The sequence below is a fragment of the Pedococcus sp. P2_D9 genome, from assembly GCF_056404275.1.
Map to the genome: position 1 here is coordinate 442811 of NZ_JBFUEI010000002.1, position 13499 is coordinate 456309.

Genomic DNA, 13499 nt, shown 5'->3' on the forward strand with positions numbered 1-13499 from the left:
CCGTGACCACGACGGAAGGCCGACGCGAGCTCACCGTCGGCATGGGCGCCGGCGGCCTGGCCACGGCGGACATGGTCCTCAACATCGGCCCGCAGCACCCGGCAACGCACGGCGTGCTGCGGCTGCGCATCGTCGTCGACGGCGAGCGCATCGTGTCGGCCGAGCCGATCGTCGGGTACATGCACCGCGGCGCGGAGAAGCTTTTCGAGGTCCGCGACTACCGCCAGATCATCGTCCTGGCCAACCGCCACGACTGGCTGTCGGCCTTCTCCTCCGAGCTCGGCGTGGTGCTGGGCGTCGAGCGGATGCTCGGCATGGAGGTGCCCGAGCGGGCGGTGTGGGCCCGGACCCTGCTGGCCGAGCTCAACCGGGTGCTGAACCACCTGATGTTCCTCGGCTCCTACCCGCTCGAGCTCGGCGCCATCACGCCGATCTTCTACGCCTTCCGCGAGCGCGAGGAGCTCCAGGCGGTCATGGAGGAGGCGTCGGGCGGGCGGATGCACTACATGTTCAACCGGGTGGGTGGGCTCAAGGAGGACCTCCCAGCCGGCTGGCTCGACCGCGTCGCGTATGCCGTGTCAGCAGTTCGTGGGCGGCTGCCAGACATCGAGTCGCTCATCGTGGGCAACGAGATCCTGGAGGCCCGCACGCGCGGAGTAGGCCTGGTGTCGCCGGAAGTGATTGCGGCGTATGGGGTCTCGGGTCCCATCGCGCGCGCTGCCGGCGTCGACATGGACCTGCGGCGCGACGAGCCCTACCTCGCCTACGCCGAGCTGTTCGCCGAAGGCGGCCCCGGTCGCGTGGTGACGCGCACGGCCGGCGACTGCCTGGCCCGGCTCGAGGTGCTCCTCGAGCAGGTGCACGTGAGTCTCGACCTCGCGGAGGCGTGTCTGGACCGCCTCAGGTCGCTGCCCCAGGGCCCGGTCAACGTCAAGCTGCCCAAGGTGCTCAAGGTCCCCGAGGGCGACCTGTACACCGCGACCGAGAACCCACTCGGCTTCAACGGCTACTACCTCGTCTCACGCGGGGAGAAGACACCGTGGCGGCTGAAGCTCCGTTCGGCGTCGTTCAACAACGTCGCCGTGCTGGCCGAGGTGCTGCCCGGCAACCTGATCGCCGACATGGTGGCGATCCTCGGCTCGATGTTCTTCGTCGTGGGCGACGTCGACAAGTAACCCCCTCCCACCCTGCCCGCGGCGCCCGCGTCCCCCGCGCCCCCCGTCCACGCACAACGGCGGTTGCGGGTGGTCAGGTGCGGGAGTCGCGGTCCGCGTCTCCGCGCGGGTCGACCCGGCACATCCGCTGGGTCAGCATCCCGGCGGTCGTGAGCACCAACGACGCCGCGCAGAGCGACAGCAGCCGCCAGAGCAGGTCGCGGTAGCCGGGCAGGTCCACGTCCGCCACCGCGTGAGCCGCCTGCGCGGCATACCACCCCAGCACGCCTGAACCGGTGAGCGCGGCGGCCTGGGCGAGCACCAGTGTGCGGGCCGCCCGGATCGGGCTGAGCGACTTGCGGGCCTCGCCGCGCAGGAAGCGGCGCACCGGCAGCCCGGCCCCGATGACCAGGACCGCCATGGCGACGAGCATGACGGCGGAGACCCAGGACGCCGGTCCGAGCAGGTGGCCGGCGTTGAGGTAGAGCCGCCAGCCCAGCCACGACAGCAGCCCGACGACAAGGGCGATCGCGCCGAGCTGCGCCCAGCGCAGGCCGTGGCCCTGGTTCACCACGGCCCCTCCAGCAGGTCGATGTCAGGCCCCGGGCGCACGCCGGACACGTCCATCCCGCTGACCAGGTCGGCCACCCGCCGGACCTGGCCGCCCACGCGCAGCACCGCCTCCGAGTCGGCCTGGAGCCACGGCACGAGCACGAAGCCGCGCTCGTGCGCCCGCGGGTGCGGCAGGGTGAGGGTCGGGCTGTCCATCACGATGTCGGTGTCGAACACCGGGTCGCCGTACTGGACCAGGTCGAGGTCCAGGGTCCTCGGGCCCCAGTGGACCTCGCGGGTGCGGCCGTGCGCCCGCTCGATGTCGTGCAGCCCGGCCAGGAGCGAGGACGGCGCGAGGTGGGTCGTCCCCGTCACCACGGCGTTGAGGTATGCCGGCTGGTCGGGACCACCCACCGGATCGGTCTCGACGACCGGGGACACCTCGATGATGTCGATCAGCCCGTAGAGCGCGATGGCGGCGTCGTGCAGGGTGTCGAGGGAGTCGCCGACGTTGGAGCCCATCGCGATCACGACGTGCGACTGGCGCTCTCGGGTGACCCGCACCTGCACGTCGGTGAACGGGTGTCCCACGGGGGCTTCGGGCTTGTGGACGACGACCTCGACCGCCTCGACGAGGGGCCGTGCGAGGACGCGGTCGGCGATGCGGGACGCAAGGGCCTCGATCAGGTCGAGGGAGTCGCCCTCGATGAGCGCCACGACGTCGCCCGCGACCTCGGCGTAGTTGACCGTGTCGGCCAGGTCGTCGCTCGTGCCCGCGGGCCCGAGGTCGACATGCAGCGTCACATCCACGACGAAGGTCTGTCCGTCACGCTTCTCGAAGTCGAGGACGCCGTGGTAGCCCTTGGCCGAAATCCCTTTGAGGACAATCTGGTCCGTCACTGATGCACCTCTGCTGATGTTGCCGGCGTCACTGGGCGTCCCGGATGGCGCGGGCGACCCGCATGGCGTCGAGGGTCGAGGGGACGTGGTGGACGCGCACGCCCCACGCCCCCAGCTGCGCGGCGTGCACGGACGTCGCGGCCGTGGCCACGTCGCGATCCAGTGGTGGCCGCGGCTCAGCCCCCGCGGGCACGCCGATCCGGCCGAGGAACGTCTTGCGGGAGGTGCCGACCAGGACCGGGTGGCCGAGCTCGACCAGCCGGTCGAGCCCGCGCAGGAGCGACCAGTTGTGCCCGGTCAGCTTGGCGAACCCGAAGCCGGGATCGAGCACGATCCGGTCGGCCCCGATCCCAGCAGCCGCGAGCTCCGCTGCCCGCTGGGACAGCTCGGCCACCACGTCGGCCACCACGTCGTCGTAGACCGCCCGGGACTGCATGTCGACGCTGTGCCCACGCCAGTGCATCGCGACGAACGGCACCCCTGCCGACGCGACGACGCCGGCCATCTCGGGGTCGGCCATCCCCCCGCTCACGTCGTTGACGATGGCCGCCCCGGCCGCGAGCGCCTCGGCAGCGACCTCCGCGCGCATGGTGTCGACCGACACGACGGCGCCCGCTGCGGCGAGGGCGGCCACGACCGGGAGCACCCGGCGCTTCTCCTCGGCCACCGACGGACGCTCGGCACCAGGTCGCGTCGACTCCCCGCCGACGTCGAGGATGTCGGCGCCCTGGGAGATCAGCTCACGGCCGTGCTCGACCGCCGCGGACGGCTCGAACCACTGGCCGCCGTCGCTGAACGAGTCGGGGGTCACGTTGACCACGCCCATCACGACCGGGAGCCCGTCGGCCCGGCGCAGCGGCCACGAGACGTTCCCAGCCGGAGTGGTCACGCCCCACCGCCGAGCCGGCCCAGCGTCGGCCAGGTGAGGAAGGCCTCGGCCTCCAGGGCAGCCAGTCCGACCCGTGGCAGGTCCGATCCCGAGGGGTAGACGAGGAACCGTGGCTGCCACTGCGGCTGGAACTTGGCGTTGAACCGGTAGAGGCTCTCGATCTGCAGCCACCGCGACGCGAACAGCAGCACGCGCCGCCAGGACTTGAGGATCGGCCCGGCTCCCAGCTTGCCACCGCGCTCCAGCACGGAGCGGAACGCCGCGAAGTTCAGCGAGACCCGCCGCACGCCCAGACCCGGCGCCGCCGCGAGCGCCTCGGTGATCATCAGCTCGTTGACCCCCGCGTCGGCGCTCGAGTCACGCCGCATGACGTCGAGGGACATCCCGTCGGGACCCCAGGGGACGAACTGCAGGAAGGCTCGCACGACCCCATCCTGCCGTGCGGCCACGAACACGCACTCGGGGTCGCCCTCGTCGAGCAACCTGCCGAGCGCCATCGAGAACCCGCGCTCGGTGGCGCTGGACCGCCATGCGGAGGCGTCCGCCATGGCGCGGTCACGCACGTCGGTGGTGACGTCGCGGACGCGGCAGACGTCCACGGCATACCCGGCCCGCGCGACCCGGCCCACCATCTGTCGCACGTTGCGCATCGGGCGGCCCTCGAGGGTGAAGGTCGAGGCGTCGACGACGGCTTCGTCGCCGAGCTCCAGCGCCGTGTAGCCGGTCTCGCGCACCCAGATCGTGCCGGCGTGCTCGGAGCAGCCCAGCACGGCGGGCGTCCACGCATGGGCAGCTGCCTCCGCGAGGAAGGCGTGCATCGCACCGGGCCAGGCCTCGGGGTCTCCCACGGGGTCACCGCTGGCCAGCATCACGCCGGACACCACGCGGTAGGCGATCGCCGCCTTGCCGGACGACGACCAGATCACCGACTTGTCGCGCCGGGTGTTGAAGTAGGCCAGGGAGTCGCCGTGCCGGTCGACGAGGGCACGGAGGCGGGCTTCGTCGTCATCGGTCAGGGACGGCACGGGCTCGGCGGGACGCAGCGCGAGGTAGACCGGCGTCAGCAGCGTCATCAGCCCCAAGCCGAGCAGCAGCGACCCGACGATGTCGGCGGACCTGTCCTGCGTGAACGTCAGGGGGCCGTTGGCCCCGACCATGCCCAGGCCCAGCTCCCGCACGAGCTCCCCCGGCCCCGGGAAGCCGCCCACGATGTCGCGCCGGTTGAGCCAGATGACCAGGCCGCCGGCCAGCACGGACACGACGAGCAGCACCACGAAGGCGCGAACTGCGCGCCACCGCGTCGTCGGGTCACCGAGGGCGCGGAACTCGGTGCGGTACCGCACGAGCAGCCCGAGACCGACGAGGGAGATGACTGCAGAGGCGGGTTCGGTCTTGATGGCGTGCAGGACCACCGACAGGGCGAGTAGTCCGACCGCCGCCCGCCAGGCGCGCCGCTTGCGACGCTTGAGCGAGTGCCCCAGCACGATGAGGAAGATCCCGGACACCACCGTCGCCGCCGCTGCCGCATCGGAGAGGGCACCGGGCAGCACCTCGGTGAGCCCCTGGAGGTGGACCCGCCAGGAGTGCAGCAGGCCGGTCAGCAGGTCCAGCGTGCCGACGAGGTAGGTGAGGTTGCCGAGCAGTCGGGGCGCCTTGGACGCCGCGAGCATGCCGGGGAGCCGGCTGTTGGGCTTGGCAGGGGTGGTGGGGCGCGCGAGTTCGCGTCCGGTCACCGCTTGCCCCCCAGAAGTAGCGCCATGGCCTCGGCACGGGTGGCCGCGTCGCGCAGCTGGCCCCGGACGGCCGAGGTGATCGTCCGCGACCCCGGCTTGCGGATGCCGCGCATCGACATGCACAGGTGCTCGCACTCGACGATGACGATGACGCCCTGGGCGCCGAGGTGGGTGACGAGCGAGTCGGCGACCTGGGTCGTCAACCGCTCCTGCACCTGCGGTCGCCGGGCGTACATCTCGACGAGCCGGGCCAGCTTGGACAGTCCGGTCACGCGGCCGTCCTTGGCCGGGATGTAGCCGACGTGGGCCACGCCGTGGAAGGGCACGAGGTGGTGCTCGCACATCGAGTAGACCTCGATGTCGCGCACCAGGATCATCTCGTCGTGCTCGATCTGGAACGTCTTGGCGAGGACCTCCGCGGGGTCGAGGGCCAGCCCGGCGAAGAACTCGCCGTACGCCCGCGCGACCCTCGCCGGGGTCTCGACCAGGCCCTCGCGGTCGGGATCCTCGCCGATGGCGATCAACAGCTCACGCACGGCAGCCTCCGCACGCGGCTGGTCGACCACGTGAGGCTTGGCCTCAGTGGCCATTCGGATCGACCTGGCCACCCTCGGGGACCTCGATCACCTGGGTGGGCGGGTGCTCCTCGTGGGCCTTCACGGCGCCGGCCTCGGCCGCCTTGTCGATCGCCTCGGCGGTCTGGCGGTTGGTGCCCGCAGACTCCAGCGCGGGGGCCGAGCCGTTCTGGGCGGCCTTCTCGGCCGGGGTCAGGACGGGCGGCTGGTCGGAGAGGAACCGGGTCTCGCTGGAGAGCCAGGTCGGGCGCACGGGACGCTTGCGGATCGGCTCGAAGATGGCCGCGAGCTCCTTGGCGTTCAGCGTCTCGTGCTCGAGCAGGTCCAGGACCAGCCGGTCGAGGATGTCGCGGTTGTCGTTGATCACGTGCCAGGCCTCGTCGTGGGCGGCGTCGATGAGCTTGCGCACCTCTTCGTCGACGATGCTGGCGACCTCTTCCGAGTAGTCGCGTTGGTGACCCATGTCGCGACCGAGGAAGACCTCACCCTGCGACTGGCCGAGCTTGATGGCGCCGACGCGCTCGCTCATGCCGTACTCGGTGACCATCTTGCGGGCCATGCCGGTGGCCTTCTCGATGTCGTTCGAGGCACCGGTCGTGGGGTCGTGGAAGACGACCTCCTCGGCGACCCGGCCACCCATCGCATAGGACAGCTGGTCGAGGATCTCGTTGCGCGTCGTGGAGTACTTGTCGTCGGTCGGCATCACCATCGTGTAGCCGAGCGCCCTGCCGCGGGGCAGGATCGTCACCTTGGTCACCGGGTCGAGGTGGTTCATCGCTGCTGCCACGATCGCGTGCCCGCCCTCGTGGTAGGCCGTGATCTTGCGCTCCTTGGCGGACATGATCCGGGTGCGCTTCTGGGGGCCGGCGATGACCCGGTCGATGGCCTCGTCCAGCGCGGCGTCGTCGATGAGCTTGCCGTCGCTGCGAGCCGTCAGCAGGGCCGCCTCGTTGAGCACGTTGGCGAGGTCGGCACCGGTGAAGCCGGGCGTCCGGCGGGCGACCGCGAGCAGGTCGACGCCGGTGGCCATCGGCTTGCCCTGCGAGTGCACCTCGAGGATGCGGTGCCGCCCGATCATGTCGGGGGCCTCGACCGCGATCTGGCGGTCGAAGCGGCCGGGGCGCAGCAGGGCCGGGTCGAGGATGTCGGGGCGGTTGGTCGCCGCGATGAGGATGACGTTGGTCTTGACGTCGAAGCCGTCCATCTCCACCAGCAGCTGGTTGAGGGTCTGCTCACGCTCGTCGTGGCCACCGCCGAGGCCCGCACCACGGTGCCGACCCACGGCGTCGATCTCGTCGACGAAGACGATCGCGGGGGCGTTGGCCTTGGCCTGCTCGAAGAGGTCGCGGACCCGGCTCGCACCGACACCGACGAACATCTCGACGAAGTCTGAACCCGAGATCGAGTAGAACGGCACCCCGGCCTCACCGGCAACGGCCCGGGCGAGCAGCGTCTTGCCCGTGCCGGGAGGGCCGTAGAGCAGGACGCCCTTGGGGATCTTGGCACCCACCGCCAGGAACTTCGCCGGCTCGGCCAGGAACTCCTTGATCTCGTGGAGCTCCTCGACCGCCTCGTCGGCCCCCGCGACGTCCGCGAAGGTGACCTTGGGCGTGTCCTTGCTGGCGAGCTTGGCCTTGGACTTGCCGAACTGCATGACGCGCGAACCGCCACCCTGCATCTGGTTCATGAGGAACCAGAAGAGGCCGAGCAGGATGATGATCGGCAGCAGCGAGCCCAGCAGCGACAGCAGCGGGTTGGTGTCCTTGATGACCTGGTTGATCCGCCCGGGCGGGGTGTTGTCCTCGAGGAGCTTGATGAACGACGGACCGGCGGCCTCGACGTACTGCGTGCGGACCTTCGTGGCGTTCTTGACGTTCTTGCCGTCGGAGTAGGTCACACCCTTCTTGAGGTCGAGGTCGACCACCTCGTTGTTCGTGACGACGGCGCGCTCCACCTTCTTCTCGGTGATGAGCTGCTGTGCGGCGGAGGTGTCGATCCGCGTGTAGCCACCGGCGTCGCTGAGGCTGAAGACCATCAACGTGATCGCGATGACGGCGACGACCCAGAACAACGGGGCCCGAAGGATGCGCTTGAAATCCATGTGTGTAGCGGGGCTGGCCGCCCCGTTCCTCCTGCTCGCTGACGCTGGGTGCCGTTGCCCGGCCTGGGCTCGGCTCTACCACGACGGTACTACGCAGTGCTCCGGTGGCTCGTGCTGGACAACGACCCGGATCGGCCCTGTGTTCCGAGTACGCCTCAGGCGTAGACGTGGGGGGCGAGCGTGCCCACCTCGCGCAGGTTGCGGTAGTTCTCGGCGTAGTCGAGGCCGTACCCCACGACGAACTCGTTGGGGATGTCGAAGCCCACCCACTTCACGTCGATCTCGACCTTCGCGGCCTCGGGCTTGCGGAGCAGCGTGCAGATCTCCACCGAGGCCGGCGAGCGGGACTCCAGGTTGGCCTTGATCCACGAGAGCGTCAGCCCGGAGTCGACGATGTCCTCGACGATGAGGACGTGCTTGCCGGTGATGTCGGTGTCGAGGTCCTTGAGGATCCGGACCACACCCGAGGACTTCGTGCCCGAGCCGTAGGACGACACGGCCATCCAGTCGACCGGGGCCGTGCCGGGCAGCGCGCGGGACAGGTCTGCCATCACCATGACGGCGCCCTTGAGGACGCCGACGAGGAGCAGGTCCTTGCCTTCGTACTCCGCCCAGATCTCGGTCGCGAGCTCGTCGAGCCTGGCGTGGATCTCCTCCTCGGTGATGAGGACCTTCTCGAGATCGGCTCCCATATGGGCAGCGTCCACGGCTCAAACTCCCTCAGTTGTCGGCGGGTGCGGGGCTATTCAACCCGAGCAGGTGGGGCGATGGATACCCGACCGCCAGATCGGGTCGCCTGCAGCGGGCCGGGCAGGCTCACCGGACCCTGTCCGTGCCACTGCGTGAGGAGGGCGTCACACGCCTCGGTATGCCGGGTGCTCACCTGCCCGGCCGGCGCACCGGCCGCGACCGCGAGGCGGCGCCAGACCCGCGTGCGCACGGCCCGCGGCAGGGCGGCCAGGTCCCCGGTCGTCCAGGGCCCGGCCCCCAGCGCCACGACGGCCGCGTCGGCGAGGTCGTCGAGGTGGTCGGCGTCCTGCCGCAGGAGGTCCGCAGTGCGTGCGAGGGCGGCTGCGACACCGGGGCCGAGGTCGCGCTCGAGGTCCAGGAGCGCCCGGCGGGCGCGGACCCGGGTGAAGGCCGGGTCGTCGTTCATCGGGTCGTCCCACCGGGTGAGGCCCTCGGCGGCGCACGAGGATCGGGTCTGTGCCCTGGTGACCCCCAGGAGGGGACGCCGGAAGCGGTCGCGAGCCCGCGGCATACCGGCTAGGGACCTGGCGCCCGCACCCCGCGTGAGGCCGAGCAGGACCTGCTCCGCCTGGTCGTCGAGGGTGTGGCCCAGGAGAACGAGGCGCGCGCCGTGCCGCTCGGCGGCTGTGTCGAAGGCGGCGTAGCGGGCGTCGCGAGCGGCGGACTCGAGGCCGTCGGGGCCCTGGACGACCTCGACCACGGCCCTGCTCACCGGCGCCAGCCCGAGGGTCTCGCACTGCTCGGCCGCCCGGCGGGCAACGTCCGCGGACTCGGCCGAGAGCCCGTGGTCGACGACGACCGCGCCGCCCCGGACAGCCAGCTTCGGCGCCTCGAAGGCGACCGCCGCCGCGAGCGCGAGCGAGTCCGCTCCCCCGCTGCACGCGACGAGGACCAGGTCGCCGGGCCGGCACTCGGCCAGGGTCACGCGCACAGCGACGCGGATGGCCGCGCTGGCCGGGTGGGGGCCGGTCACGTCAGGCCTCCGGGAGCACAGTGCGAGGGTGTGCGGCCACCGGTCAGCCGTGGACCCGGGACACCCAGGCCGAGGGCGTGGCGATCTCGGCCGGCAGCGGCAGCGTCTCGGGGGACTCCCAGATGCGGTTGAAGCCGTCGGTGCCGACGGCCGCGGTGACCTCGCGGACGAAGATCGCGCCGTCGCGGTACTGCCGCATCTTGGCCTCGAGCCCCAGCAGCCGGCGCAGCACCCGGTCGAAGGCGCCGACGCCCTTGCGGCGCTCGTTGAACTTGCTGCGGATGTGGGCCACGGAGGGGATGATCTGGGGACCGACCTCGTCCATCACCACGTCGGCGTGCCCCTCGAGCAGCGACATGACCGCCGTGACACCGGCGAGCTCGGCGCGCTGCTCCGGCGTGGCGATCAGGTCGGTGAGGCCGGCGCCGCCGCTCTTGAGTGCGTCGGGCAGCTGCTTGGTGAGGCGCGAGAGCGTCTCCTGCAGCGACTCGGGGTCGGGGACCAGGTCGGACGCCAGGGTGCGGACGCGCTCGACCATGTGGTCGCGCAGCCAGGGCACCGCCGTGAACTGCACGCGGTGGGTCTCCTCGTGCATGCAGACCCAGAGCCGGAAGTCGGCCGGGTCGAGGCCGAGCTCGCGCTCGACCTGGACGAGGTTGGGGGCCACGAGCATCAGCTGTGGCGTGCCACCCGGTGCCAGGTCGTACTGACCGAGGACCTTGCTCGACATGAAGGCCAGCAGCGCCCCGGCCTCGCCGCCGGTGACCTTGCCGCCGATGGCCTGCATGGTCTGGTTAGGGGCGCTCTTCTGGCTGTCGACGAGCTTGCCGAAGACGGGGTCCATGAGCGCCGACATCGAGTCCGCGTTGAGCGAGATCCAGGTGCGGCGGTCGACGACGACGGGCCCGGGGGCGTCCCCGGGGGCGTGCAGCCGAGCAGTCTCGGCGACGGGTTGCTGAGCGCGGTGAGCCGCCGCCCGCACCGACGCGACGACCTCGGCAGCCTCGGCCACCGTCACCTTGGGTCCGGCGGGCACCAGCCGCGTCCCGGTGGTCTTGGCGAACTGCCAGTCGACGTAGCGGGTGGTCTTCGGAGCTGCTGCCTCGAACACGGTCATCCCCTCACGGTAGGTCAGGGACACCCGCAGGTCGCGAGCACCGCCACGAAGCGGTCCAACGCGGCCCGGGCGTTCAGCGTTCCGGGGCCCCCGGGGAGCCCGTCGGCCTGGACGACGAAGGACAGCACCCGCCCGTCGGCGTCGATCACGGTGCCGGCCATGGCGCTCACGCCGGTGAGCGTGCCGGTCTTGGCGCGGGCCAGGCCAGCGACGGCGCGCGTGTTCCTCGCGTGGAACCGGGTCGCCAGGGTGCCCGACAGGCCCGCCACGGGCAGTCGCGCGATGGTGTCCTGCATGGCGGGGACCGAACCGTCGGCTCCGAGCTGAAGCACGTCGGACAGCACCTGCGGAGGGATCGCCTGACCCGAGGTGAGCCCGCTGGTGTCCTTGAGGACCACCCCCGTCAGGTCGACACCCCGGGCGTGCACCGTGGTCGTCACGAACGAGACGGCGGCCGCGAAGGTCGCAGGGTCCCCGGCCTTCACGGCTGCCATTCGCGCGAGCCCCTCGGTGAGCGCGTTGTCGCTGTCGTCGAGGGCGAGGGCGAGGAGGTCGCCGATCGGGGCCGACTCCACCCGCCCCAGCTCGGTGGCGCCCTCGGGCACCTTGGTGGACCAGGTGGCCTCCGGGGCGAGGGTCGCCGTGATGCCGACCTTGGCCAGGGCGGCCACGAAGGCGGCGCCCGTGGCGGCCTCGGGGTTGCGTGGTGCCGGCTTGAACGGCACGGCCCGCTGGCCTGCCAGGCCCAGCATCGAGACCCCTCCGGTGTAGCCGGCGTTCACGTCCGCCTGGTTCCAGCCCGGCGCCCAGCGCGGACCCTTGGCGTAGGTCGTGTCCAGCCGGAGGCTGACCTGGGTCTTCCCTGCGGCCTGCAGCGCCGAGGCGACCTGATCCGCCAGGTCCGCCAGCCCGGCGCGACCCTCGACGGCGGTGGGCGTTCCCTTGCCCCTGGCCAGCATCGTGTCGCCGCCCGCGACCAGGACGATCTCGTCGGGCGTGGTGCCCTGCACCACGGTCGTGGGGAGGGTGGACAGGGGGTCGAGCGTCGTGTCGACCGCCAGCGCCGTCAGCAGCTTGGCCGTGGACGCGGGCACCCGGGCCCTCGTGGCGTCCTTGGTCAGCAGGGTCTGGCCCGTGAACGCGTCACGAACCACGATGCCCGGCCCGGGACGCAGAGCCGGGTCGGACACGACGGTCGAAAGCGCCTTGGCCAGCGCGGTGGGGTCCGGGATCGGAGCACTGGCGGACGCTGGCTGGAGCGGTTGGGCGGCGGCGTCGATGGTCGGGACCGCGGCGGTCGTGGGCGTCGCCGTGCCCGTGGGGGTGGTGGTCGTCGGGGCGACCCGGCGCTGGTCACGCGTCAGGATCCCGGGCACGATGTCGAACACGTCGAGCGCTGCGTAGGCCACCCCCAGCACCACCACGGCCAGCAGGGCGGCGAGGATGCGACGCACTCGACCCCCTCAGGCGCTGGACTTGCGTCATACGGAACACTTAGCCGCGAGCCTAGGTCATAGGCGCGCGCACCAAGTCTCAGGCATGCGCACAACGGAAGGGACATCGTCGTGGAGTTCGACGTCACCATCGAGATCCCGCAGGGGCACCGCAACAAGTACGAGGTCGACCACGAGACGGGCCGGATCCGGCTCGACCGCCTGCTGTTCACCTCCACCCGCTACCCGGCCGACTACGGCTACGTCGAGGACAGCCTCGGCGAGGACAGCGACCCCCTCGACGCCCTCGTGCTCCTCGAGGAGCCGACCTTCCCCGGTTGCCTCGTGCGCGTGCGCCCGATCGGCATGTTCCACATGCGCGACGAGGCGGGCGGCGACGACAAGATCCTCTGTGTGCCCGCAGGCGACCCGCGCCAGGCCCACATCACCGAGCTCGAGCAGGTCAGCAGCTTCGACCGCCTCGAGATCCAGCACTTCTTCGAGACCTACAAGGACCTCGAGCCCGGCAAGTCCGTCGAAGGCGCCCACTGGGCCGGCCGTGAGGAAGCCGAGAAGGTCGTGCGCGAGGCGATCCAGCGCGCCAAGGACGCCGGCATGACGACCGCTCGGTGGCGCATGCCCGACGTGTCCGCCGAGCCGATGTCCGAGGCCAAGCCCCCCACCGACTGAACCCGCGCGCGGCGGCGAGCACCCGGCATACAGGAGCTAGGGACGGCCGCCGTAGGACACGAGGTCCGACCGGTAGATGGAGGCGTAGCGGACGTCGGCGCCGGTGTAGGGAGCCTCGATCATCTGGCCGTCGCCGACGTAGAGACCCACGTGGTGGCTGGTCGGGCCGGAGCTGCCGAAGAAGACGAGGTCACCGGCGCGCAGGTCGCTGATGGCGACCCGTGAGGTCTCGTCCCACTGCGCACCGGTGTAGTGCGAGAGGCCGACCCCGGCTCGCTGCCAGGCGCGCATCGTGAGACCGGAGCAGTCGAACGTGTTCGGGCCGTCGCCACCCCACTCGTAGGGCTTGCCGATCTGGGCGCGCGCGTACGCGATGACCGCGGAGACCCCGCCGTTGGTGGACGGCGGCGGCGGGGGCGGGTTGTCAGGCTGCTGCCTGGGCTTCGGCTGGTTGTGCTGGGCGGCGTCGCGAGCAGCCTGCTCGGCGGCTTCGGCAGCGGCCTTCTGGCGAGCCGCTTCGGCTGCGGCACGAGCCGCGGCCTGCTGGGCCGCCTTCCGTGCGGCAGCCGTGCGGGCGGCCTTGGCCCGCTCGGCGGCGAGGCGAGCCTGCCGGGCCGCCTCGGCCGCGGCGG

Annotated in this window: 13 protein-coding genes; 2 read left to right on the top strand and 11 right to left on the bottom strand. The window is 71.5% G+C overall.

The features are described 5' to 3' along the window. Positions 1–41 precede the first annotated feature (41 nt). Positions 42–1175 carry an NADH-quinone oxidoreductase subunit D gene (locus AC1DXJ_RS04930; protein WP_477636458.1) on the top strand — a complete coding sequence of 378 codons (1134 nt, stop codon included), beginning with the start codon at positions 42–44 and terminating at the stop codon, positions 1173–1175. A gap of 73 nt (positions 1176–1248) precedes the next feature. Here AC1DXJ_RS04930 and AC1DXJ_RS04935 read toward each other — a convergent pair whose 3' ends face one another. The 10 genes from AC1DXJ_RS04935 to dacB form a co-directional block, all read right to left on the bottom strand. After that, positions 1249–1725, bottom strand: coding sequence for a DUF3180 domain-containing protein (locus AC1DXJ_RS04935; protein WP_477636447.1), 477 nt, complete (start codon positions 1723–1725; stop codon positions 1249–1251). Then, complete coding sequence (gene folK, locus AC1DXJ_RS04940; protein WP_477636448.1) at positions 1722–2606, bottom strand: 2-amino-4-hydroxy-6-hydroxymethyldihydropteridine diphosphokinase; 885 nt, start codon at positions 2604–2606, stop codon at positions 1722–1724. The genes AC1DXJ_RS04935 and folK overlap by 4 nt, the downstream gene beginning before the upstream one ends. Positions 2607–2634: 28 nt before the next feature. Next, a complete protein-coding gene (gene folP / locus AC1DXJ_RS04945) occupies positions 2635–3432 on the bottom strand; it encodes a dihydropteroate synthase (protein WP_477636459.1) in 798 nt (265 codons plus the stop codon). Between the two features lie 59 nt (positions 3433–3491). Next, on the bottom strand, positions 3492–5228 hold the full coding sequence (locus AC1DXJ_RS04950; protein WP_477636449.1) for a phosphatidylglycerol lysyltransferase domain-containing protein: 1737 nt from the start codon (positions 5226–5228) through the stop codon (positions 3492–3494). Beyond that, on the bottom strand, positions 5225–5818 hold the full coding sequence (gene folE / locus AC1DXJ_RS04955) for a GTP cyclohydrolase I FolE (RefSeq protein ID WP_477613814.1): 594 nt from the start codon (positions 5816–5818) through the stop codon (positions 5225–5227). The genes AC1DXJ_RS04950 and folE overlap by 4 nt, the downstream gene beginning before the upstream one ends. Then, a complete protein-coding gene (gene ftsH, locus AC1DXJ_RS04960) occupies positions 5808–7904 on the bottom strand; it encodes an ATP-dependent zinc metalloprotease FtsH (RefSeq protein ID WP_477613815.1) in 2097 nt (698 codons plus the stop codon). The genes folE and ftsH overlap by 11 nt, the downstream gene beginning before the upstream one ends. A gap of 155 nt (positions 7905–8059) precedes the next feature. Next, complete coding sequence (gene hpt / locus AC1DXJ_RS04965; RefSeq protein ID WP_477613816.1) at positions 8060–8611, bottom strand: hypoxanthine phosphoribosyltransferase; 552 nt, start codon at positions 8609–8611, stop codon at positions 8060–8062. 35 nt (positions 8612–8646) lie between these two features. Next, a complete protein-coding gene (tilS, locus tag AC1DXJ_RS04970) occupies positions 8647–9627 on the bottom strand; it encodes a tRNA lysidine(34) synthetase TilS (protein ID WP_477636450.1) in 981 nt (326 codons plus the stop codon). A gap of 43 nt (positions 9628–9670) precedes the next feature. Continuing rightward, positions 9671–10744 carry a zinc-dependent metalloprotease gene (locus AC1DXJ_RS04975; RefSeq protein WP_477636451.1) on the bottom strand — a complete coding sequence of 358 codons (1074 nt, stop codon included), beginning with the start codon at positions 10742–10744 and terminating at the stop codon, positions 9671–9673. 14 nt (positions 10745–10758) lie between these two features. After that, positions 10759–12198, bottom strand: coding sequence for a D-alanyl-D-alanine carboxypeptidase/D-alanyl-D-alanine endopeptidase (gene dacB, locus AC1DXJ_RS04980; protein ID WP_477636452.1), 1440 nt, complete (start codon positions 12196–12198; stop codon positions 10759–10761). A 111-nt stretch (positions 12199–12309) separates the two neighbouring features. Between dacB and AC1DXJ_RS04985 the strand changes: the two genes are divergently transcribed. After that, positions 12310–12867 (top strand): inorganic diphosphatase, encoded by a 558-nt coding sequence (locus AC1DXJ_RS04985; protein ID WP_477613820.1) that lies wholly within the window; start codon positions 12310–12312, stop codon positions 12865–12867. Between the two features lie 36 nt (positions 12868–12903). On the opposite strand, the gene AC1DXJ_RS04990 is transcribed toward AC1DXJ_RS04985, so the two are convergent. Next, positions 12904–13499: C40 family peptidase (locus tag AC1DXJ_RS04990; protein WP_477636453.1), on the bottom strand; the 596-nt coding region annotated here is incomplete at its 5' end.